A 21,970-nucleotide genomic window follows, 5' to 3' on the forward strand; every position below is an offset into this window, starting at 1 on the left:
CCACGGAACCGAGAGAAACGAGGAGAACCATGGACCTGGACAAGAACTCACCCACCCGTGTGCTGAGCACCTACGAGGTCGCCAGGGCGCTGAAGGAACTGCCGTCCTGGCGTGAACGCCACGGCGCGCTGGTGTGTGCGTGGGAGTTCCCGGATTCGCGCGAGGCCGTGGACTTCCTGGCCATCGTGGCGGAGGCCGCCGAACGCCAGGGGCACCATCCCGACGTGGACTGGCGGTGGAACACCATCTTCCTGAGCACCACCTCGCACGATGTGGGCAGCGAAATCACCCTGCGCGACGTGGCCCTGGCCACGCTGCTCGAATTCGCCGCCGCAGACTCCTCCGCCGTTGCGGCCCCGCAGCGCCACCAAGACGTGCACCTGGGCATCGACACCCGGGATCCGGCACGGCTGGAGGACTTCTGGATCGATGTCATGGGTTACCGCAAGGGCCGCGACGGGGACCTGGTCGACCCCGCGGGACGCAATCCGCGGATCTGGTTCCAGGAAACGGAAACGCCGAACCCCAACCGCATGCACATCGACAAGTACATTTCCCGCTCCGGGCTGGAGCATGCCCAGGCGGAACTGGAAGCGAGCGCCGGCACGGGGGACAGGACGCACGAGCCAAGCTGGACCATCTACACCGATGCCGACGGCAACCGGGTCTGCCTGTGCACCTCGGATGGGGAACAACCGCCCGCCCTGGACCAACCCGTCCTGGACTAAAGGGCCGGGCCCAAGCCCGTGACGGCGCAGGCTTGGGCAACGCGGGCTTAAACAACTCGAGGAGGACGGGTGCCCGTCCTCCTCGAGTCATCGAACGAAAGTGTCCTAGTGGGCGAAGCCCACGCGGCGAGCTTCCTCGACACCGATCTCCACATACGCGATGCCCGAAACCGGGACCAGCATGAGGCGGCCCTTGGAGTCGGTGAGGCGAAGTTCCCCGCCCGATGCCAAGGCGTCGGACACGCGCTTGGCCAACTCCTCGGCGTTCTCGTCGGATTCGATTACGATCTCGCGGGCAACATTCTGAATTCCAATGCGAACGTCCATGGTGGCCTTCCTGGTTTGTTGCATGTGCCGGCGCCCGGTGGCGCCGACCAACATCTAGTGTTGAATTTACGTCAGGATTCCTTGGGGAATCGACCGATTCCGCGCCAAGCTAAACGCGACACCAAATCGCTGGCCTCTTCCATGGGCACCTCATCGGCCATGTCAACCCAGTAACGGGCCGAAACCTGTGCCATCCCGGCCATGGCGCGGCCCATGAGCAGGGCCTGGGCCGGTGCGAGGTTCGTGTCTTCGGCAATGACATCGGCGATGCGACCGGCGAACTCGGCGTTGAACGCCTCGATGCGCCCGCCGATCTCCCGGTCGTTGAGCAGGTCGGACTCGAAGATGAGCCTGAACCCCTGGGAATCGCGGGCGATGTACTCGTAGTAGGCGCGAATCGTCGCGGTGACGCGCAGCTTGTTGTCGGTGGTGGAATTGATCGCGGCCTCCAGCAGGGAGCTGAACTCGTCCATGTGCGTATCGAGCAATGCGACGTATAGTTCCCGCTTGCCCGGGAAGTGCTGGTAGAGCACCGGCTTGGACACCTCGGCAACCTCGGCGATCTCGTCCATCGAGGCCCCGTGGAAACCGTGGGCGACAAAGACCTGGTGCGCCGCCTGAAGCAGCTGGCGGCGGCGGGCCGCACGCGGCATCCGGGCGGTCCTTGGGGGCCGATCGCCGAGGCTTGGGGGTATGGTCACGTCGGCCCTTTCGCGAAAGCTGGCCGCCCGGCGGCACCGGGCGACATTTCGCACAAGTCTACTCTTGGGTAACGACTGATCCCGGACCTGACGCATCGTGCCGCACAAGACTATGGTGAATACATGGATTCCAGCAGCGAGACCAGGACCCGGAACCGGAACGGCTCCACGGGCAGGCCCCCGGCCCTCGTGGCGCCCGGGGACGAGCTCCTGCCCGAGGAGTTGATGCGCTATTCGCGCCAAATCATCATCCCGGAGATCGGGATGGCCGGGCAACGCCGGCTCAAGAACGCGAGCGTCCTGGTCATCGGCGCCGGGGGACTGGGCTCCCCGGCACTGCTCTACCTGGCCGCGGCGGGCGTGGGGACCCTGGGCATCATCGACGACGACGTGGTGGACCTGAGCAACCTGCAGCGCCAGGTCATCCACTCCACGGCAGCCGTGGGGGAGCTGAAGACCGAATCCGCGGCCAGGCGCATCCGCGAGCTGAACCCGCTGGTCGCCGTGAAGCTGCACAACCAGCGGCTGGACACCGCCAACGCCGTGGAGCTCTTCGGCCAATACGACGTGATCCTGGACGGCACCGACAATTTCGCCACCCGCTACCTGGTCAATGACGCAGCGGCGCTGGCCGGCAAGCCGTACGTCTGGGGTTCGATCCTGCGCTTCGACGGGCAGGTATCGGTTTTCTGGGACGAGTACGGGCCGAACTACCGCGACCTGTACCCGACACCGCCGCCGCCGGGCACCGTGCCCTCCTGCTCCGAGGGCGGGGTCTTCGGGGTGCTGTGCTCGCAGGTCGGCTCCGTCATGGTGGCCGAGGCCATCAAGCTCATCACCGGGGTGGGCCGCACGTTGCTGGGTAGGCTGCTGATCCTGGATTCCCTGGACATGACCTGGCGCGAGGTCTCGCTGCGCCCGGACCCACAGGTTGAACCGATCACCGAGCTGCTGGCCAGCTACGACGACTTCTGTTCCACCCCGACGCTGGACGCGGACGGGCTGCGGCTCACCGCGGCGCACAGCATCACGGCCTCCGGGCTGGCGGGGCTCTTGGAGGCGCGCGCCCAAGGGAAGGAAGACTTCCTGCTCATCGACGTGCGCGAGCGCGGGGAGGCGGAGATCGTGTCGATCCCCGGTGCCATCCTGGCACCGCGCGGGGCGGTACTGGCCGGAGAGATCGAATTGCCGCGCGACAAGGAACTGATCCTTCACTGCAAATCGGGCGGACGCTCCTCGGAGGTCATGCGGTACCTGCTGCGCAACGACTACACCCGGGTGCGCCACGTCGCCGGCGGCATCATGGACTGGATCAGCGACGTGGATCCGAGCCTGCCGACCTATTGAGCCCGGCGGCCGTCTGAGGGAAACGGCGGGCACAAAAAAGACGCCGCCGGCAAGCTTCAGGTGGCTTGTCGGCGGCGCCTTCGCGCGTTGGCCGGGGCCCTAGACGGCCCGGCTCAGCTGCACGACGTCCGGGGTCCCGGCCTCGGCGACGCGGGCGGCGTCCTCAGCCGCGGACCCGGTGACCGGGCAGCGCGAGGCGTTCTTCACCGACGGTGCGCTCGGCGACTCGACCTCGAGGCCGTAGAGCGTCTGCAGGGCCTCGATGTAGTCCCCGGCGCGTCCGGCTGCTGCCAGCTCGCGGGCACGGACCGTGGGCACGTGCAGCAGTTGGCGCATCATTCGGCGCATGGCGAATTCGACTTCCTCGGCTGCGGCGGTGCAGCCGTGCTGGGCACGGACCTTCTCCACCTCGGTCTCGAGCACCTGCTGGGTGTGCTTGCGCAGCGCGACGATGGCGGCATCGGCGGCACGCTCGCGCTGTTCCGCGGCGAAGGCCTCGGAGGCATCGAGCACGATGCTTCGGGCCTGGCGCAGCGACTGGGCCTGCTCCTCGGGCGCTGCCATGCGCACCGATTCGAGGTTGATCAAGTCCACGCCCTCCAAGGCCCCGAGTTCCGGGTCGAAGTCGTGGGTCAGTGCCAGGTCGATGGCGACCAACGGGCGGGTGCCCCGCTCCAGGGCGGAGATGTCTGCTGCCATCAGGCGGTGGTCCGAGCCGCTGCAGCCGATGATGACATCGGCCTGCTCGAGGGCAGCCTCGAGGGTGGACTCGTCAAGGGCGGTTCCGCCGCGTTTGGCGACGAAGGCCTCGGCGCGACCGGAGGCGGAAAACACCGAGACGTGGTGGGCCGCGCGTTCGCGCAGCAGCGACAGGGTGGCCCCGGCGTAGGCGCCGGTCCCGAAGATCACGACGTTCTTGGTGGACCAGTCGGGGTCGCGGCTTAGGTCTGTGGCCAGCTCCAGGGCGACCGACACGACGGAGAGGCCGCGCGAGCCCAGGGAGGTGCGCGATCCGACGTCCTTGGCGGTGCGCGAGGCGGCTTGGAAGAGTCGCACCAGCGAACCGGTCGCGGTTCCCGCTGCCTGCGCCTCATTGAGCGCACGGCGCACTTGTCCGGCGATCTCGCGTTCGCCGATGACGGCGGAGTCGAGTCCCGCGCCAACGGAGAAGAGATGCTCGATGACCTCGGTCTCGGTCTTGGAGACCAGCGCGGTGGAAATGACATCCTGGCTGAGCCCGGTGCTGGCAGCGATCTGGGAGATCACCTCCGACCGGGCGGCGGCCACGTCCTCGGACTGCGGGACTTCGCAGTAGATTTCGTAGCGGTTGCAGGTGGCCAGGGTGATGGCGCCGGCAACCGGGCTCGCCGAAGCGAGCACGACGGAAGCGACCTGGGAGGCGTCGGCACTAATCTTTGCCACGGTCTCGAGGTCGATGTCTGAATGAGAGGCAACGAGAGATAGTAAAACCACAGTGTGTCCAATCATAGCGCTTCTACGTCACGTAGAGCATCGCATGTGACAGGTTCGACCATCCCCCAGGCTGAATCAACAGCGTCCCCAATGAACAGTTCCCCCAAGTACCGCTTCCCCAATGAATCGGTTTCCCCATGATAGCCCCGTTATGTGCCGTGAGGCACTGGTTTCGTACCGGTTTTTTCCCCCCAAATCATGGTGCGTGTTCGCTGGGGGCGTGCGGATTACGATTCGGCGCAACATGTTGGCAGAATCAATGCCATGACGTTGAGCCAGAACCACCCGCTGATGGACGGTCGTACCGCCAATTCCCCGTTGATTTCCGCCTACCGCGGCCAGAAGCCCAGCCGCAGACCCGTGTGGTTCATGCGCCAGGCAGGCCGTTCGCTGCCCGAGTACCGCAAGCTGCGCGAGGGCACCGAGATGCTCGAATCGTGCCTGCGTCCGGACATGGCCTCCGAAATCACCTTGCAGCCGGTGCGCCGCCACGACGTGGATGCCGGGATCTTCTTCTCCGACATCGTCATCCCGCTTAAGCTCGCCGGCATCGACGTGGACATCGTTCCGGGCGTCGGCCCGGTGCTGGGCGCCCCGGTGCGCACCGCGGCCGATGTGCGCGCGCTGCCCAAGATGGACGACGCGGCACTGGACCCGATCCGCGAGGCCGTCGCGATGACCGTGGAGCAGCTGGGCAACACCCCGCTGATCGGTTTCGCCGGCGCCCCGTTCACGGTGGCCGCCTACATGGTGGAGGGACGCCCGTCCCGCGACCACATGGGCCCGCGCACCATGATGCACGCGCAGCCCGGCGTATGGGAAGAACTGGCCAACTGGGCAGCCGATGCTTCCGGCGCGTTCCTGCGCGCCCAGATCGAGGCCGGCGCCTCCGCCGGACAACTCTTCGACTCCTGGGCCGGGTCGCTGTCGCTGGGGGACTACACCAACTTCGTGGCACCCGCCTCGGCGCGTGCCCTGGACCTCGTGCGCGACACCGGCGTCCCGCTGGTGCACTTCGGCACCGGCACCTCCGAACTGCTCGGCGCGATGCGCAACGTGGGCGTCGACGTCATGGGCGTTGACTACCGCCTGCCGCTGGACGAGGCCAACCGCCGCCTGGGCGGGGACATCCCGCTGCAGGGCAACATCGACCCGGCCCTGTTGACCGCCCCGTGGGAGGTCCTCGAGGCCCACGTGCGCGAGGTGCTGGCCGCCGGCGACACCGCGCCGGCGCACGTGGCGAACCTGGGCCACGGCGTGCCGCCGGAAACCAACCCGGAGACCCTCACCCGCGTGGTCGAGCTGATTCACTCGATCCCGGTGGCAGGGCGTTAAGCTAGAACCACCAGCAGTACCGCCGGGGTGCGGTGCGCGGGCCTCCGCGCGAAGGCCACGCGCAGCGCACCCCGGACCCGTCAGTTACACCTTCGTTTTCCCGGAAAAGAGTTGATGGTGCCAAACGTCCCAGAGCAGCCCCGCAGCGGCTCGGCCGACGAGGTCGGCGCAACCAGCCACAGGCGCGTGCGCCAGGAACCGGCCGACGCCAGGACGCCGGCGGAAGTATCCGGCCGGGATATCGACGGCGACCAGGCGCCCGCCGCAGGGCAGGCGCCCGCCAAGGCCAGGCCCACCCAGGTCGCCTCCACCGCGGCTGCCCACGCCCTGCGCCTGCTGAACCGGGCGCGCGGCACCGAGGCCCACCCACCGGCACCAAGTGTTCCCGACGCCCCGTTGGCAGTGGTCGTCGGCGGCGGGATCTCCGGGCTGGTGGCCGCCCGGGAACTGGCGGCCAGCGGCCACCGCGTCCAGCTGCACGAGGCAGGACCCGTCTTCGGCGGCTGCGTGGGACTCCACGAGGTCGCCGGGCTGGCACTGGATGCCGGCGCCGAGTCCTTCGCCACCCGCTCCACCGCCGTCGCCGACCTGCTGGGCGAACTGGGCCTGGGTGATGACATCGTCACACCCGAACCGGGGGGAGCCTGGCTCTACCTCAAGCGCGGGGCGGAGAACGTGGTCCTGCCGCTTCCCGCCACCGGCATCCTGGGCATCCCCGGGGACCCGTGGGCCGAGGAGGTGCGCCGCGCCGTGGGCCGTGCCGGCGCGCTGCGTGCCGCCGCCGACTTGATCACCCCGGTCTCCAAGAAGATCCTCGAGGGCGACATGTCCCTCGGCGCCCTGGTCCGCTCCCGCATGGGCTCGGCGGTGCTGGAGAACCTGGTGACTCCCGTGGTCTCCGGGGTGCACTCGGCGGACCCCGACACCCTTGACGTGGACGCCATCGCCCCGGGGCTGCGCGCCGCCGTGCACAAACACGGCTCGCTGGCCCGCGCCGTCGCAGCCATGCGTGCAGCGGCCCCTGCCGGATCCGCCGTCGCTTCCATCTCCGGGGGCATGAACCGCCTGGCCGCGGCGCTGGTGGCCGACCTCAAGGCCGCGGGCGTCCAGTTGCACGCCAACAGCCCGGTGGCAGGCATCGCGCCGGGCGCCGGGGGCACCGGCTTCCGCATCGAGCTGGCCCCGCGGGCCGCCGCCCCCGCGGCCAAGGACGCCAAGCACGAAAAGGAATCGCGGCACGAACGCCACGAGCGCCAGGCCCACGAGGCCGGGGCCGGGGCCGCCGGGGCCGGACAGCGGCGCGAAGTGCTTGCCGACCGCCTCGTCATGGCCACCGGCGGCGAAACCGCCGTCGATCTGTTGCGCGGCATCGACGCCGGGTTCGCCGAGCACCGCCCGGCTCCGGGGGCCGGCATTTCCCTGGTCACCCTGGTGGTCGACAAGCCCGAACTCGACGACGCCCCGCGCGGCACCGGACTGCTGGTGGCCCCCACCGTCGATGACGTCGGGGCCAAGGCGCTGACCCACGCCACCGCCAAGTGGCACTGGCTCGGGGACGAATCGGGCCCCGGCTCCCATGTGCTGCGCCTGTCCTACGGACGACTCAACGACGTGGCCTCCGCCCTGGTGAACGCCGATGACTCCTCGCTGCGCAATGCGGCGCTGAAGGACGCCTCGGTGCTGCTGGGAATCGAGATCACCGCCGGGGACATCCTGGGCTTCGACGTGGTGCGCTATTCCGGAGCGCTGCCCTTCGCCACCACCGGCCATGCCAAGCGCGTTGCCCTGATCCGCGAACTCGCCGCCACCCACCAGGGGCTCGACATCGTCGGGGCCTGGCTGGCGGGCACCGGCCTGGCCTCCGTCATCGCCGACACCCGCAAACGGCTGCGCATCACCGTCAGCTGAGCCTTCCACCCAGAGATTCGTTTCACTTACGATTACCGCTTCGCCCCCCACGGGTGGAGCACCGCCAAGAAAGCAGGAGATCCAAACCATGAGTGCAGTGGAATCCAACTCACCCGTCATCCGCGACCGCGAAGCAGCGGGTTCCGACGCGACCATGTACTACACCCTGTGGACCGTCTTCAAGCGCGATTCGGACCTGGACCGCCACGAGGGCGTCGAGGCGTTTGACGCGCTCATCGCCGAGCTCGCCGCCGAGGGAGTGACCCTGCGCGGCACCTACGACGTCTCCGCCATGCGCGAGGACGCCGACGTGATGACCTGGGTCCACGGCCCGACCGCCGAGTCCCTGCAGGCAGCGGTGCGCAAGATCCGCCGCTCCTACCTCTTCGCCGAGACCTCCATCGTCTACTCGACCATGGGCGTGCACCGCGAGGCCGAGTTCGCCAAGGACCACTCGCCGGCCTTCGCCCGCGGCGTGGCCCCGGAGACCTGGATGACCGTCTACCCGTTCGTGCGCTCCAATGACTGGTACCTGCTGGACCCCAAGGAGCGCGGCAAGATGCTGCGCGACCACGGCATCCTGGGCCGCGAGTTCCCCGAGGTGCTGGCCAACACCGTCGCCGCCTTCTCCTTCAGCGACTACGAATGGCAGATCTGCCTCGAGGCCCCGGACATGATCGACCTCGTCGACATGATGCGCCACCTGCGCTACACCGAGGCCCGCAACCACGTGCGCGAGGAAACCCCGTTCTACACCGGTCGCCGCATCTCCACCGCCGAGGTCGCCGAGGTCCTGCGATGAGCCAGGATTTCGATCCTCGCACCGGATACGACGCCAACGGCGTGATGGATCCCAAGGCGTACGACGCGATCCTGCTGGCGTCCTTCGGCGGCCCCGAGGGCCAGGAGGACGTGATCCCGTTCCTGCGCAATGTCACGGCCGGCCGCGGCATCCCCGACGAGCGCCTCGAGGAGGTCGCCACCCACTACCGGGCCAACGGCGGGGTGTCCCCGATCAACGCGCAGAACCGCGCGCTGAAGGCGGCCCTCGAGGCCGAGTTGGCCGCCCGCGGCATCAACGTGCCGGTCTACTGGGGCAACCGCAACTGGGCGCCATACGTCGCGGAAACCATCGAGCAGATCCATGCCGAGGGGCACCGCACGGTGCTGATGCTCTCCACCAGCGCCTACTCCGGCTACTCTTCCTGCCGGCAATACCGCGAGGACCTGGGCGTCGCCCTGCGCGAGACCGGGCTGGAGGGCAAGCTCGAGGTGGACAAGGTGCGCCAGTACTTCGACACCCCCGCGTTCGTGAACCCGTTCATGGACGGGCTGCGCGACTCGCTGGCCAACGTCCGGGCGCAGCTGGCGACGGCCGGCAACCCGGAGGGCGAGATTAGAATCGTCTTTGTCACCCACTCCATCCCGACCTCCGACGCCCAGGCCGCCGGCCCCCGCGAGATGGTCGCGCAGCTGGACACCGACCTGTACTCGGCCCAGCACCTGGCGGTGGCCGACGCGATCCTGGCCGGGGTGCCCGAGGCCGCCGGCCTGGAGCACTCCCTGGTCTTCCAGTCCCGCTCCGGCGCCCCGCACGTGCCGTGGCTGGAACCGGACATCAACGATGCGCTCACGCAGTACCAGGCCGCCGGCGTCGCCGGGGTCGTGGTGATGCCCATTGGCTTCGTCTCGGACCACATGGAGGTCCTCTGGGACCTGGACACCGAGGCGAAGGAAACCTGCGCCGAACTCGGCCTGGCCTTCCACCGCGCCCCGACCCCCGGGACCCACGCCACGTTCGTCTCCGGCATGGTCGACCTGGTGGCCGAGCGCCTGGCCGGCAGCGACGGAAACGCGCTGAAGCCCGGACGCGCCTCGGTCGCCGAGCTCGGCCCGTGGTTCGATGTCTGCCGCCCCAACTGCTGCGTGAAGGTGATGCGCGACGGGACCACCAAACCGACCATCGCCGCAGTCGACTCCGAGGTCGGGGTGCCTGCATCATGAGCGCCGAACGCTTCACCATCGGCACCCGCGGCTCCGCGCTGGCCACCACGCAGACCGGGAACGTCGCCGCGCAACTGCACGAGATCTCCCAGGTCCCCTACGACACCGTGCTGGTCAAGACCGAGGGGGACGTGACCACCGGTCCGCTGTCCCAGCTCGGCGGCACCGGCGTGTTCGCCGCCGCCCTGCGCCAGGCACTCTACGAGGGCAACTGCGACCTTGCTGTGCACTCGCTCAAGGACCTGCCCACCACGCAGCCCGAGGGCCTGGTCATTGCCGCCACGCCGAAGCGAGCGGACGTTCGCGACGCCTTGTGCGCCCGCGACGGGCTTTTCCTGGCCGAATTGCCCGAGGGAGCCACCGTCGGCACCGGTTCCCCGCGCCGCGCCGCCCAGGTGCTGGCCTTCCGGCCGGATCTGAAGATCGTGGACATCCGCGGCAACGTCGGCACCCGGCTGGGCCGGGTCAAGGGCTCGCCGGCGCAAAAGGACGACGGGGGAGTGGGGCGCACCGCCCAGGGCGACCTGGACGCGGTCATCCTGGCCGCCGCCGGCCTGGAGCGCCTGGGCCTGGAATCGCACATCACCGAGTACCTGGACCCGGAAATCATGCTCCCGGCCCCCGGCCAGGGCTCCCTGGCCGTGGAGGTGCGGACCGGCGGCAGCGGACACCCGTCCGTCGACGCGGCCTTGGAAACCATGGACGACGGCGACACGCGCCTGGCCATCACCGCCGAGCGCGCGCTGCTGGCCCGCCTCGAGGCCGGCTGCGCCGCGCCCATCGGCGCGCTGGCCACGGTGCACGGCGAAGTCCTGGTACTCGACTCGGTGGCTTGCCGTCCGGACGGCACCGACACCATGCGCCGCTCCGCCACCACGCAAACGCTCACCGTCGACGGCGCCCACGCCCTGGGCGTGGCGCTGGCCGAGCAATTGCTGCGCGAGGGCGCTGCCGACCTGGCGGGACTCTAGTCGCCACCATGAACGCTGATTCAGTGCTCGCCGGCCGCACCGCCCTGCTGCTGCGCGACCCCGCGCGGGCCGCGGAAACGGTGGCGCGGCTGGCGGCGCGCGGCGCGTCCGCGGCCGTGTGCAGGCTCATCGACTTCGAGCTGCCCGCCGACACCGGCGTGCTGGATGCCGGGGTGCGCCGGCTGCTGGACGGCGAGTTCGACTGGCTGGTGCTCACCTCGGTGAATACGGCCAGGGCCCTTGAACTCCGCGCCCGGGCCCTGGGCCTGGAACTGCGCATTCCGCGAAACACGCGGGTTGCGGTGGTCGGCGAGGCGACGGCGCGCGCCGTGAAGGCGCTGGGCGCGTCCGTGGACTTCATGCCGGAGCACGACCATTCGGCGCGCGGCATGCTCGCCGAGTGGGAGGAACTCAGCTCACCACCCCCGGCCGGCAAGGCGCACACCGCATTCATGCCGCAGGCTGACATCGCCTCCCCGACGCTGCGCGACGGCTTCACCGCCAGCGGCTGGGACGCACATATCGTCATCGCCTACCGCACCGTCCCGGCCCCCGCAGATCCCGAATTGGCCCTGCAGCCCCCGCTGCCGGACCCCGACCTGCCCCGCGGCAGCCACACCCTGGCCCGGGACCAGCTGCCCGCCGCCGTGGACCGGCTGGATGCGGTGTTCTTCACCTCTCCGAGCACCGTGGACCAGTTCTTGTCCCTGGTCCCGGCACCCGGGGCGAACCTGGCGCTGGTGGCTATCGGCGACAGCACCGCTGCCCGCCTGCGCGCCCACGGGCTGGAACCCACCGCCACCGCCGGTTTCCCGACCCCCGAGGGCCTCATCGACGCCTGGGAGCAATCCCTGCAACCCGCGCAAGAACCCCCGACCTAGGGGGATCCCGCAGCGCCGGCCCGAAGCCGGCGCCGCACACCCCCCCAACCTTCGAACCACCGCCAGCCTTCGAACCACCGCCAGTCACGAGCTTCACAAGGAGCCAGAATGTCATTCCCCGCCCGCAGGCCCCGTCGCCTGCGCACCACCCCAGCGATGCGCCGGCTTTCGGCCGAGCTCGTGATGGCCCCGCAGCAGCTGATCCTGCCCGCGTTCGTGCGCGAGGGGCTCACCGAACCGAACCCGATCACCTCCATGCCGGGGGTTGTCCAGCACACCATGGACACGCTCAAGGCAGCCGCCGCCGAGGCCGTCGAGCTGGGCCTGGGAGGCATCATGCTCTTCGGCATCCCGGAGACCCGCGACGCCGCCGGCAGCGCGGGCGTGGACCCGGCCGGCATCCTGAACCGCGGGATCGAGGCAGTGCGCGCCGAGGTCGGCGACGAGCTGGTCATCATGTCCGATGTCTGCCTGGACGAATTCACCGACCACGGCCACTGCGGCGTGCTCGATGCGGCGGGCAATGTCGACAACGACGCCACGCTCGAAATCTACGGCCGCATGGCCGTCGCGCAGGCCGAGGCCGGAGCGCACATGCTCGGCCCTTCGGGCATGATGGACGGCCAGGTAGCGGTGATCCGCCAGGCGCTGGACGACGCCGGTCACCAGGATGTCTCCATCCTCGCCTACGCCGCGAAGTACGCCAGTGCGTTCTACGGCCCGTTCCGCGAGGCCGTCGATTCCCAGTTGAAGGGCGATCGCCGAACCTACCAGATGGATGCCTCCAACCGCCGCGAGGCGATGATCGAGGTCGAGCTGGACCTGGCCGAGGGCGCCGACATGGTCATGGTCAAGCCGGCCATGAGCTACCTGGACGTGCTGGCCGACGTGGCCGCCATGTCCCCGGTGCCGGTCTCCGCCTACCAGATCTCCGGCGAGTACGCGATGATCGAGGCCGCCGCCGCCAACGGCTGGATCGACCGCCGCGCCGCCATCACCGAATCCGTGCTGGGCATCCGCCGCGCCGGGGCCGACACCGTGTTGACTTACTGGGCCAGCGAGCTCGCCCAGTGGCTGAAAGAAGGAAAATAATGACCAGCTCCGCAGAACTCTTCGCCACCGCCCAGCAGCTCATGCCCGGCGGGGTGAACTCCCCGGTGCGCGCCTTCGGCTCGGTCGGCGGGGTTCCCCCGTTCATGGTCGGTGCCAAGGGCGCCTACCTGACCGACGCCGACGGCAACTCCTACGTCGACCTGGTCTGCTCCTGGGGACCGGCGTTGCTGGGCCACGCCCACCCCGCCATCCAGGATGCGGTCCACGCGGCGGTCGACCGCGGCCTGTCCTTCGGCGCCTCCACGCCCGACGAGGGCAAGCTGGCCCGCCTGGTGATGGATCGCTTCGGCGGCGTGGAGCGCATGCGCATGGTCTCCACCGGCACCGAGGCCACCATGACCGCGGTGCGCCTGGCCCGCGGCTACACCGGCCGCGACCTGATCGTGAAGTTCGCCGGCTGCTACCACGGCCACCTCGACGGACTGCTGGCCGCCGCCGGCTCCGGCCTGGCGACCCTGGCACTGCCCGGCTCAGCAGGGGTAACCGCGGCCACCGCCGCCGAAACCCTGGTGCTGCCGTACAACGACCGCGAGGCCATCACCACCGCGTTCGCCGAGCACGGGGAGCGGATCGCGGCGGTCATCACCGAATCGGCACCCTGCAACATGGGCGTGGTCACCCCGGAAGCCGGCTTCAACAAGTTCCTGGCCGAGACCACTCGCGCCAACGGCGCGCTGCTGATCTTGGATGAGGTGCTCACCGGGTTCCGCGCCTCGGACGCCGGCTACTGGGGACTGACGGGCCGCACCGAGGGCTGGACCCCGGATCTCTACACCTTCGGCAAGGTCATCGGCGGCGGCCTGCCCACAGCTGCCCTGGGCGGCCGCGCGGAGGTCATGGACTACCTGGCCCCGCTGGGCCCGGTGTACCAGGCCGGCACGCTCTCGGGCAACCCGGTGGCCATGGCCGCCGGCATTGCCCAGCTGACCAACGCCACCGCCGAGGTCTACGCGCACATCGACGAGAAGTCCCTGCAGCTGCAGGCGGCCCTCACCGAGGCACTGGGTGCCGCCGGTGTCGACCACTCGATCCAGCGTGCCGGCAACCTGTTCTCGGTCGCCTTCGGCACCTCGGAACACGGGGTGCACAACTACGAACAGGCCCAGGCGCAGGAAGCATACCGCTACGCACCGTTCTTCCACTCGATGCTGGAAGCGGGAATCTACCTGCCGCCGAGCGTATTCGAGGCCTGGTTCCTGTCCTCGGCGCACGACGATGACGCCATGGAAAAGATCTTCGCTGCGCTTCCGGCTGCCGCACGCGCGGCGGCATCGGCGGTTCCCACCGTCTAGCCCCAACAAGTGCTGTGAAAGCCCCCGGATGCTGCCGTGTCAATCGCTTGATGCAGCAGTTTCCGGGGGTATTTTCATTTGTTCGGGTACTTCACGCCGCGTTGAGAATAAAATTTGGTGAGGTCTAGGCCACTTTCCCCTCCGGCTTTTCTGCGGGGCCGCGGCCTGTGGGGGAAAGCGGCACAGCCGTCTACGGGAATGCAGGGAACAGTAAAACGGTACGTCAGATATCGATTGTTTGACCTGTTCGGGTGTGGGGGCGGGTGCTCTGATTCCCGGCGCAGGGACGCACCCGGGGCGATCGGTTCGCCAGGGCGTATTGGCGACGCGGCTACGCTTGTCCGGTTAGTTTTCGCGTTTCGTTGCCGCCGAGGAATTCAGTGAGCCTTTTTCGTACCAAACCCGTGGAGAGTTTCCTGGCAGACGCCGCGGAACCGGGACGACAGCTCAAGCGGTCCCTGAACACTTGGGATCTGATGATCATGGGTGTCGCAGTGTCGGTGGGCGCCGGAATCTTCTCCGTGGGCGCACGGGCCGCAGCAAGCTTTTCCGGTCCCGCAGTCACGCTGTCATTCGTGATCGCCGCACTGACCTGCGCCATGGCCATCATGTGCTACGCGGAATTCGCGACGGCGATCCCCGTCGCGGGTTCGGCTTATGTGTTCTCCTACGCCACCATGGGCGAGTTCGTCGCGTGGATCATCGGTTGGAACCTGATCCTCGAACTTTTCACGGCGACTGCGGTGATCGCCAAGTATTGGGGTATCTACCTCACCGAAGTTTTCCAGCTCGTGGGAGTACACCTCTCACCCACCATTGACCTAGGCATCGTCACCATGAGCTGGGGACCATTGCTGATCGTTGCGCTGTTCACGCTGTTGCTCGTCATGGGCACCAAGCTGTCAGCCACGGTCGGGAATGTGTTCACCATCATCAAGATCGCCGTCGTGCTCTTTGTCATCGTCGCCGGTCTGTTCTACATCAAGGCGGAGAACTTCACTCCGTTCATCCCGGAAGCCATTCCGGCCACGGGGGATGGCACCACCGACGTGCTCAAGCAGTCGCTCTTCGCCTTTGCCACGGGTGCCGCTCCGGCACAGTACGGCATGATGGGTGTGCTGGCCGGAGCCGCGCTGGTCTTCTTCGCGTTCGTCGGCTTCGACGTCGTGGCAACCAGCGCCGAAGAGGTCACCAACCCGAACAAGACGCTGCCCCGCGGCATCTTCGCCGGCCTTGCCCTGACCACGCTGCTGTACGTGGGTGTCTCATTCGCACTGACGGGCATGGTGTCCTACAAGGATCTGGCAGCGGTCGAAACCCCGACGCTGGCCACCGCGTTCTCGCTGGTAGGCAACGACGGGGCAGCATCGGTCATCGCCGTCGGCTCGCTCATCGGCCTAACCACAGTGGTCATGGTGCTGCTGATGGGGCTCTCGCGAGTGGTGCTGGCCATCAGCCGCGACGGGCTGCTGCCGCACTCCCTGTCCAAGACCAGTGCCAAACGCGGCACCCCGGTGCGCATCACCGTAATTTGCGGTTCTCTGGTTGCCCTGGTGGCCGGGTTCACCCGAGTGGACGTGCTCGAGGAAATGATCAATATCGGCACGCTTTCGGCGTTCGTGATGGTCAGCCTGGGCATCATCGTGTTGCGCCGCAAGCGCCCGGATCTCAAGCCGGCCTTCCGGGTACCGTTCGGTCCGGTCATCCCAATTGTCTCGGCCCTGCTGTGCACCTATCTGATGCTCAACCTGGCCGTCGAGACGTGGATCTACTTTGTTGTGTGGTTGGTTCTCGGCGTGCTGATCTACTTCGGCTACGGACGCAGCCACTCTCGCCTTGACGAAAAGCATGCGGATCAGGTGGCGGCGATGGAAGAGATTGCTGAGCCGGAGCTTGCGGCCAAGTAGGACGTAAGAGCGGCTGGCTGCCTGGCTAGCCAGTTGCGGTAGCGGTTAATCTGTGACCGACGGTGTATTAAGTCTCTCTGATTCAGAGGCAGGCGCCGGCGCCGTTGATATCTTCGCGCAGCACCGGGGTATTGGCCCGGGGCACGCACTCCGATCAGGGCTTCGGCCTTCAACTTAGTCGCATTTGACGAAGGCAAGCATTGCACCGGAAGGGAACTCGCTGGCCTGCGTCATGCCGAGCGACTCGTAGAACGCCTTCTGCCCGGGCTCATCGTCGGTCAACAGGACTTTCTGCCGAACGCCTGGATATTGCGCGAAGATCAGCTCGGCAAGCCCGCGGCCAATCCCTGCCCGGTGGTGATCCGGGTGGACAAGAATATCCTGCAGGTAGCAGATCGAAGCGCCATCGGAAATGCTCCGGGCCAAGCCGACCAGCTGGTTGCCGACGTGGACAACAGCTACCGTGTGCGATCCTTGAATCGCGGCCAACAGGGTATCGGGGGAGTTCGTGTAGGCGCTCCAGCCGACTGCGTTGTACAAACCGATCAGCTCGATGGCCTCGATCTGCTTAGTGAGTGAATACGCAATGTTCTCCATTCCCGTTGTTCTATCACACCGCGCATATGACAGTAGGGAGGCGTTGGCCGCGTGCCGCGACTGGGTCAGTGGACCACGGTGACCTACGCGATGAATGGAGAAGATCAGGCAGCTGCGGTTTCCGGATGGAAGACCCAGTTCCGCCTGGGTAATCGCAGCGGATCCCGCGATGCGGGCAGCACCACATGGGGGATTTGGGCGATCACAACGACCTCAAAATGCCCCGCATGGTAGGCAGTGTGGCAGCGGATGCACAATAACAACCCGTTGGACACATTGGTCTTCCCACCTTCGGAAAACGCCTTGATGTGGTGGACTTCAGTGCGGTGCACCGGCATCGAACAACCGGGATTTGCACAGCCGCGGTCGCGGGCGGCGATGGCCCGCTTCTGCGCCTTGGTGAAGTAACGAACTTTCCTGCCAAGATCCAGCGGCTGGCTGTTGCCGCCCATGACCAGCGGCAGGATTCCAGCATTGCAGGCCAGCCGACGCGCTGTTGCAGCGGAAACGAGTTCTCCGTGCTGGGTGAAGCCGGGTTCGGTGGTGATCCCGGCCAGGGCATCGTAGGTAATCGTCACCAGGATGTCTATGCGGGAGCCCATCGGCATCCACACGTCCTCGGGTGTTTGCGGGTCGATCAATCTGGTGATTGCGTCGAACACCACCTGGTAGAGCCTGCGTGCGCGCAACCTGGCGTTTGTTTCCTTGGCGGTCTCCCCGGGGAGCGGTGCTTCCTCGGGAGAGATGACAATCGGGTGGCCAACGTCGTTGAAGCCCGCGCGTGGGCGTTGGTCGACCGGCGTGTCGGGGTTTGCCGCCCAATCGGGGATGGGGAGGAAGTCCTGGTCGAAGGGGGTGCCGAGTGTACCGGGAGTGCCCGATGCGGTGAATCGGACACCAGCGGTGGAAGGATTGTCGTCCGTGGACATGTCCGTGGCATCCTCCGAGGAGCCGCTGCCGTCGGCGTCGTCCTCGGGGGAGCTCGCGGTATCGGCGTCGGCGGTAGTGGGGATGCAGTCCATGGCCTCGTCCTCGCCGGGCTCATCGGCATTGCCACGATCGGTGGGGACGGGGAGCTGGCCGGAGGAAGTGCGGGGGTTGTTCTGATCGTCGGCCAAGCTCATCAGTTGTTCGTGGCCCACGGCGTCGGTGGTCAACTCCCAGACATAGCCGGTGGGCCGTTTGCCCTTGAAACGCAGGTTGAGGTTGCGCTCCATGATGGCTTCCTCGCGGTCGAGAACACTGCGGTCAAGGTCGACGGATGCCCGCTTGATCAACTTTTCGACGGTCTTCTGTCCGGCGGTGGCCAAGGTGCCTGCTACCAGGGCCTCGAGCTTGGTGCGAACGTCGTGGGGATCCGGTTGGATTTCGATGGAGGGCTCGAGTGCCGCGAGCTTGGCCGCGGCGCTGGCAATGGCGCGCGGATCGACTGAACCCGACGCCAGGATACTGCCCAATTGTGGGTAACTGGCCGGGGCACTCTGCCCGTCGGCATCGAGATGCGGCAGCAGCCGATCGTGGGATTTCACGCGGTGCTCGGCAGTGAAGTAGTCGAGATTGAACTGGGACTCCAGAAACTCTGGGGTGCCTTTGTGCAGCGGTTTGCGATCGGCGGCGCTCACGGCGTCGGCAGGAAGCTGCGTATCTCCGTGGGCGAAGGGCTCCGGTGCGGCCAACACTCGGTTGAGCTCGGCCAGCGCGCCGTCGGTCAACGTATTGACCTCGGTCATGTCGCACGAGCCCGCGGCGATGATTTGCGCGTGGCTGCCCGCATGGGCGAAGCGCTCGGATAGTCGCGCAAAGGCCGCGGCGCGGACCGGAGAGCCACCGATGGACCGATCCGCAGCATCAACGGTCCGGCGCAGCAGGAGTTCGAGCGCTGCAAGGGTTCGCAACGGGTCGATGGGCGTGCCGGCATTCGGGGTTGGGCCGGTGGTCCCGGTTCCCAGTGCCCCGTTGAGCGCGGTCAGTGCCGCGTCGATGATGCCGGTGGCTGTGCCCATGTCTCCCATGATGCGCCTGGCGCCACGCGTGTGGGTGGCACGTGGCGGGGTTGTGGATAAGCGCCGGGTGCACTCGGGCGTTGCCGGCAGCGGAGACGGAGGGGAGCAACGCCTGTGGCGACCAACGTCGGGCACCAGGCAGGATGCGCCGGGCCTGCGGTGGGAAATGAGGCGATTCAGAGACAAAGAACGCGCTGTTCCCCCCTCCAGCCGCAAGGCAGAAGCAGGGGGAACAGCGCGTTCTCGGGTTCACTGCCCGGCCGCGATTGCCGCCGGGAGTGGGGTGGGGCCTAGAAGGCGGGGATGACGCTTCCGTCGGTCCAGGTCTTCTTGATGTAGTCTCCAACCTCGGCCGAGTGGAGAAGCTCTTCGAGCTTGGCGATGGCCGCGGTCTTTTCGCCTTCACGCCAGGTGAGGAAGTTGGCGTTCGGGTTGTCGATGGCCGATTCCTGGGCAACGACCTCGTCCAGGTTCAGCTTCGCCTGGGCGATGTAGTTGCCGTTGATGATGGACAGGCCGATGGTCGGATCCTCGGCGTAGAACTTGGGAACCTGTTCGGAGTTGACTTCCTTGAACGTCAGCTTCTTCGGGTTCTTGGCTTCGTCGCCCTCAAGGGTCAGTGCCGAGTCGGTGTCCTCGAGGCCGGTGAGCACGCCGGCGGTTTCCAGGACGCGCAGGCCGCGCAGCTGGTTCACCGGGTCGTTGTTCAGCAGCACGGTGGAGCCCTCGGTGACCTCGGCGATGTCCTTGAACTTCTTGGAGAAGACGGTCAGCGGCTCGACGTGGATGCCCGCGCCGTGCTCGAACTTGTATCCCTTGGACTTCACCTGGTCTGCGAGGTATGCCTCGGTCTGGAAGTAGTTGGCATCCAGGGTCTTGTCGGCCAGTGCGATGTTCGGCGTCTGGTAGTCGTCGATTTCGGTGATTTCCAGGTCGATGCCCGCATCCTTGGCCAGGTTCTCATCGATGTACTGGAGGATCTGGGCATGCGGGATCGGGCTGGAGCCGACCTTCACAATGGTCGGGTTGGCCGGGTCGAGGGTTGCTTCCGCGCTGGGGGTGGTGGCAGTGCCGCCTCCGCAAGCCGTCAGTGCGAACAACGTGGCGACACCGGTCAGGGCAAGTGCGAGTTTCTTACGCATGGGATGCGCTTCCTTTTCATCAAGTTCCGGTGTCGGCGACAGCGGAAAACAAACGCAGCTAGCGGCTACTGGCTGCGCGCCGGCGGGATGAGCCGTCGGAATTCTTTGGTGCCGGGGCAGGGCCCCGACGGTTTAGCGGTGGTCGACGAGGCGGGCCAGCCGGTCGCCGAGGATCTGGACCAGCTGGACCAGGAGAACCATGATCACGATGGTCACGATCATCACGGTGCCGTCATAGCGCTGGAAACCGTAGTTGTAGGCCAGACGGCCCAGGCCGCCACCGCCGACCAGACCGGCCATCGCGGAGTACCCGATGAGCGTGACGACGGTGGTGGTGGTTGCCGCGATGATCCCCGGCAGTGCTTCCGGGACCAGGACCTTGCGGGTGACCTGCATCTTCGTCGAACCCATGACCAGGGCCGCATCGATCTTTCCGGTGGAGACGTCGCGCAGCGCGGATTCCACCAGGCGGGCGAAGAACGGGATGGTGCCGATCGTCAGCGACACCGAGGCGGCGACCGGGCCCAGCGAGACGCCGACCAGCAGGGTGGCGAACGGGATCAGGGACAGCATCAGGATGGCAAAGGGGATGGAACGGGTGATGTTGGTGATGACGCCGGAAAGCAGCAGATTCAACCAAGGAATCGGGGTCAACCCGCTCTTGGCGGTGTTCAGCAGGAGAACGCCCAGCGGCAGGCCCACCAAGACTGTGAAGAAGCCGGAGATGCCCGTCATTTGCAGGGTCTCGAGGAACGCCGGCCACATGGCCTTGGTGATGCCGGGGTTGGTCATCAGGTCATTGAAGAAGTCCATTGCTTACTTGCCCTCCTTCACGGTGACTGCGACGCCGTTGGCGAGCAGGTGGTTGGTGATGCCGGTGATGTCTGCTCCCTCGGGAAGCTGGATGCGAATGTGCGCGAATTGGTGTTCGCCGAGATGCTCGACGGAGCCGGCCAGGACGTTTACGTCGGTGTTGAACGTACGGGCAATCGAGGAGATTACCGGCTCGGTTGCCTGGGTGCCGGAGTACAGAAGGTCCAGGACGGTTCCGGCGGGAAGGCTGTCCGGCAATTCACCGGGCATCGGCAACAACGCCTGGGAGAGACGGCCGGCCGGGTCGGCGACGACCTTTTCGATGTCCCCGTGCTCGACGATGCGGCCGGCTTCCAGCAGCGAGACCGAGTCACAGGCCTGCTTCACGACGTTCATTTCGTGCGTGATGATCAGAACCGTGAGGTTCAGGCGGTCGCGGACCGACTTGATGAGCTCGAGGATCTCGTTGGTGGTCTTGGGATCCAGGGCGCTGGTTGGCTCATCACAAAGCAATACGTCGGGATCCGACGACAGGGCGCGGGCGATGCCCACGCGCTGGCGCTGGCCGCCCGAGAGCTGGGCAGGGTAGGCGTCTGCAAACTGGGTCAGACCGACGAGCTCAAGCAGGGCGGTGACCTTTTCGGTGATCTTGGCCTTGGGTGTGCCGATCAACTCCAGCGGGAAAGCCACATTCTGCGCCGTGGTGCGCGAATCCATGAGATTGGCGTGCTGGAAGACCATGCCGATGCGTCGCCGTGCGGTGCGCAAATCGGCATCGGACACGTTGGCCAGTTCCTTGTTGTTAACGGCGACCGACCCGGAGGTGGGTCGGTCCAGCAGGGTGAGGCAACGGACGAGCGTTGATTTTCCTGCTCCGGAATGGCCGATGATGCCGTGGATTTGGCCGGCGTCGACGTGCAAGGAGACACCATCCAGGGCGACGACTTCGCGTCCGCCCTGCCGGTAGACCTTGCGCAGGTCGGTGACTGTGATCAAAAGGGGTGTCCTTAGCAATCAAAAAGAAAAGGGGTACTGGCCATTCAACCACTATCGAATGAATGCGGCGCAATCATGGACATAGTTGGCCATATTTTGCAACCGTTGTCCATAAATGCGGGATCATTCGTCTGATTCACGTGGAATCCAGGCCATTCTCGAAGAAATCGCCGATTGCCCGCGGCAAAAACGCTACGAGGGGTTACCCGATCGTAGGGTGATCTGTGTCACGAGCGTTCTGCGCCTGGGAAATGTTGCCTTCTGTTGCGCCGAAGGCCCGGCATCTGAGACTCCGATGGTCGGACTCCCGGTGCCGTTGATGCCTTTCCCGGCGCTCTTCCGCAGCGAGGACGGAAGGTGCCTTTGCCCACCGAAAACGCCAAAGGCGACCCCATGCAGGGTCGCCTTCAGACTCATTCGCAACGTGGGGGG

19 protein-coding genes are annotated in these 21,970 nt (G+C 66.9%); 11 read left to right on the forward strand and 8 right to left on the reverse strand.

The genetic code is table 11. The features are described 5' to 3' along the window. Window positions 1-29 precede the first annotated feature (29 nt). Window positions 30-728: a 4a-hydroxytetrahydrobiopterin dehydratase gene (locus OIU93_RS15450; protein ID WP_264270949.1), complete on the forward strand. Its 699-nt coding sequence runs from the start codon at window positions 30-32 to the stop codon at window positions 726-728. A 105-nt stretch (window positions 729-833) separates the two neighbouring features. Here the strand turns inward: OIU93_RS15450 and OIU93_RS15455 are convergent, their stop codons facing one another. Beyond that, complete coding sequence (locus OIU93_RS15455) at window positions 834-1,055, reverse strand: DUF3107 domain-containing protein (RefSeq protein ID WP_264270950.1); 222 nt, start codon at window positions 1,053-1,055, stop codon at window positions 834-836. A gap of 71 nt (window positions 1,056-1,126) precedes the next feature. Continuing rightward, complete coding sequence (locus tag OIU93_RS15460) at window positions 1,127-1,708, reverse strand: TetR/AcrR family transcriptional regulator (protein ID WP_264270951.1); 582 nt, start codon at window positions 1,706-1,708, stop codon at window positions 1,127-1,129. Window positions 1,709-1,879: 171 nt separating this feature from the next. On the opposite strand from OIU93_RS15460, the gene moeB reads away from it, so the two are divergent. Further along, entirely contained in the window at window positions 1,880-3,103 is a 1,224-nt protein-coding gene (moeB, locus tag OIU93_RS15465; protein ID WP_372342945.1) for a molybdopterin-synthase adenylyltransferase MoeB, read from the forward strand. 99 nt (window positions 3,104-3,202) lie between these two features. Here the strand turns inward: moeB and OIU93_RS15470 are convergent, their stop codons facing one another. Next, window positions 3,203-4,576 carry a glutamyl-tRNA reductase gene (locus tag OIU93_RS15470; protein WP_264270952.1) on the reverse strand — a complete coding sequence of 458 codons (1,374 nt, stop codon included), beginning with the start codon at window positions 4,574-4,576 and terminating at the stop codon, window positions 3,203-3,205. Between the two features lie 264 nt (window positions 4,577-4,840). Here OIU93_RS15470 and hemE point away from each other — a divergent pair, with 264 nt between their 5' ends. The 9 genes from hemE to OIU93_RS15515 all read left to right on the forward strand — a co-directional run bounded on the left by hemE (window position 4,841) and on the right by OIU93_RS15515 (window position 15,987). After that, entirely contained in the window at window positions 4,841-5,911 is a 1,071-nt protein-coding gene (hemE, locus tag OIU93_RS15475) for a uroporphyrinogen decarboxylase (RefSeq protein WP_264270953.1), read from the forward strand. Between the two features lie 117 nt (window positions 5,912-6,028). Further along, window positions 6,029-7,819 carry an NAD(P)/FAD-dependent oxidoreductase gene (locus OIU93_RS15480; protein ID WP_372342946.1) on the forward strand — a complete coding sequence of 597 codons (1,791 nt, stop codon included), beginning with the start codon at window positions 6,029-6,031 and terminating at the stop codon, window positions 7,817-7,819. 88 nt (window positions 7,820-7,907) lie between these two features. Continuing rightward, window positions 7,908-8,621 (forward strand): hydrogen peroxide-dependent heme synthase, encoded by a 714-nt coding sequence (gene hemQ, locus OIU93_RS15485; protein WP_372342947.1) that lies wholly within the window; start codon window positions 7,908-7,910, stop codon window positions 8,619-8,621. Beyond that, window positions 8,618-9,823, forward strand: a complete 1,206-nt coding sequence (locus OIU93_RS15490) for a ferrochelatase (protein WP_264270954.1) — start codon at window positions 8,618-8,620, stop codon at window positions 9,821-9,823. Before hemQ ends, OIU93_RS15490 begins: the two co-directional genes overlap by 4 nt. After that, window positions 9,820-10,794: a hydroxymethylbilane synthase gene (hemC, locus tag OIU93_RS15495; protein WP_264270955.1), complete on the forward strand. Its 975-nt coding sequence runs from the start codon at window positions 9,820-9,822 to the stop codon at window positions 10,792-10,794. Before OIU93_RS15490 ends, hemC begins: the two co-directional genes overlap by 4 nt. A gap of 8 nt (window positions 10,795-10,802) precedes the next feature. Then, the gene (locus OIU93_RS15500; protein ID WP_264270956.1) at window positions 10,803-11,675 is read left to right on the forward strand and encodes a uroporphyrinogen-III synthase; all 873 of its coding nucleotides are present in this window, start codon (window positions 10,803-10,805) and stop codon (window positions 11,673-11,675) included. A gap of 108 nt (window positions 11,676-11,783) precedes the next feature. Continuing rightward, a complete protein-coding gene (hemB, locus tag OIU93_RS15505) occupies window positions 11,784-12,767 on the forward strand; it encodes a porphobilinogen synthase (protein WP_264270957.1) in 984 nt (327 codons plus the stop codon). Next, a complete protein-coding gene (gene hemL / locus OIU93_RS15510; protein ID WP_264270958.1) occupies window positions 12,767-14,080 on the forward strand; it encodes a glutamate-1-semialdehyde 2,1-aminomutase in 1,314 nt (437 codons plus the stop codon). Before hemB ends, hemL begins: the two co-directional genes overlap by 1 nt. Before the next feature lie 380 nt (window positions 14,081-14,460). Further along, on the forward strand, window positions 14,461-15,987 hold the full coding sequence (locus tag OIU93_RS15515) for an amino acid permease (RefSeq protein ID WP_264270959.1): 1,527 nt from the start codon (window positions 14,461-14,463) through the stop codon (window positions 15,985-15,987). A 174-nt stretch (window positions 15,988-16,161) separates the two neighbouring features. On the opposite strand, the gene OIU93_RS15520 is transcribed toward OIU93_RS15515, so the two are convergent. The 5 genes from OIU93_RS15520 to OIU93_RS15540 all read right to left on the reverse strand — a co-directional run bounded on the left by OIU93_RS15520 (window position 16,162) and on the right by OIU93_RS15540 (window position 21,538). Next, window positions 16,162-16,584, reverse strand: coding sequence for a GNAT family N-acetyltransferase (locus OIU93_RS15520; protein WP_264270960.1), 423 nt, complete (start codon window positions 16,582-16,584; stop codon window positions 16,162-16,164). A gap of 104 nt (window positions 16,585-16,688) precedes the next feature. Continuing rightward, a complete protein-coding gene (locus tag OIU93_RS15525) occupies window positions 16,689-18,587 on the reverse strand; it encodes an HNH endonuclease signature motif containing protein (protein WP_264270961.1) in 1,899 nt (632 codons plus the stop codon). Between the two features lie 290 nt (window positions 18,588-18,877). Continuing rightward, on the reverse strand, window positions 18,878-19,729 hold the full coding sequence (locus OIU93_RS15530; RefSeq protein WP_264270962.1) for a MetQ/NlpA family ABC transporter substrate-binding protein: 852 nt from the start codon (window positions 19,727-19,729) through the stop codon (window positions 18,878-18,880). A 132-nt stretch (window positions 19,730-19,861) separates the two neighbouring features. After that, window positions 19,862-20,542, reverse strand: a complete 681-nt coding sequence (locus OIU93_RS15535) for a methionine ABC transporter permease (RefSeq protein WP_264270963.1) — start codon at window positions 20,540-20,542, stop codon at window positions 19,862-19,864. Between the two features lie 3 nt (window positions 20,543-20,545). Beyond that, entirely contained in the window at window positions 20,546-21,538 is a 993-nt protein-coding gene (locus OIU93_RS15540) for a methionine ABC transporter ATP-binding protein (RefSeq protein ID WP_264270964.1), read from the reverse strand. Window positions 21,539-21,970 lie beyond the last annotated feature (432 nt).

The sequence above is a fragment of the Paeniglutamicibacter sp. ZC-3 genome (genome assembly GCF_025847175.2).
GTDB classification, from domain to species: Bacteria; Actinomycetota; Actinomycetes; order Actinomycetales; family Micrococcaceae; genus Paeniglutamicibacter; species Paeniglutamicibacter sulfureus.

Bases quoted from the DNA above. Each gene is read 5' to 3' on its own strand.
- OIU93_RS15450 (WP_264270949.1), top strand. From the start codon at position 30: ATGGACCTGGACAAGAACTCACCCACCCGTGTGCTGAGCACCTACGAG.
- OIU93_RS15455 (WP_264270950.1), bottom strand. From the start codon at position 1,055: ATGGACGTTCGCATTGGAATTCAGAATGTTGCCCGCGAGATCGTAATC.
- OIU93_RS15460 (WP_264270951.1), bottom strand. From the start codon at position 1,708: ATGCCGCGTGCGGCCCGCCGCCGCCAGCTGCTTCAGGCGGCGCACCAG.
- moeB (WP_372342945.1), top strand. From the start codon at position 1,880: ATGGATTCCAGCAGCGAGACCAGGACCCGGAACCGGAACGGCTCCACG.
- hemE (WP_264270953.1), top strand. From the start codon at position 4,841: ATGACGTTGAGCCAGAACCACCCGCTGATGGACGGTCGTACCGCCAAT.
- hemQ (WP_372342947.1), top strand. From the start codon at position 7,908: ATGAGTGCAGTGGAATCCAACTCACCCGTCATCCGCGACCGCGAAGCA.
- OIU93_RS15490 (WP_264270954.1), top strand. From the start codon at position 8,618: ATGAGCCAGGATTTCGATCCTCGCACCGGATACGACGCCAACGGCGTG.
- hemC (WP_264270955.1), top strand. From the start codon at position 9,820: ATGAGCGCCGAACGCTTCACCATCGGCACCCGCGGCTCCGCGCTGGCC.
- OIU93_RS15500 (WP_264270956.1), top strand. From the start codon at position 10,803: ATGAACGCTGATTCAGTGCTCGCCGGCCGCACCGCCCTGCTGCTGCGC.
- hemB (WP_264270957.1), top strand. From the start codon at position 11,784: ATGTCATTCCCCGCCCGCAGGCCCCGTCGCCTGCGCACCACCCCAGCG.
- hemL (WP_264270958.1), top strand. From the start codon at position 12,767: ATGACCAGCTCCGCAGAACTCTTCGCCACCGCCCAGCAGCTCATGCCC.
- OIU93_RS15520 (WP_264270960.1), bottom strand. From the start codon at position 16,584: ATGGAGAACATTGCGTATTCACTCACTAAGCAGATCGAGGCCATCGAG.
- OIU93_RS15525 (WP_264270961.1), bottom strand. From the start codon at position 18,587: ATGGGCACAGCCACCGGCATCATCGACGCGGCACTGACCGCGCTCAAC.
- OIU93_RS15530 (WP_264270962.1), bottom strand. From the start codon at position 19,729: ATGCGTAAGAAACTCGCACTTGCCCTGACCGGTGTCGCCACGTTGTTC.
- OIU93_RS15535 (WP_264270963.1), bottom strand. From the start codon at position 20,542: ATGGACTTCTTCAATGACCTGATGACCAACCCCGGCATCACCAAGGCC.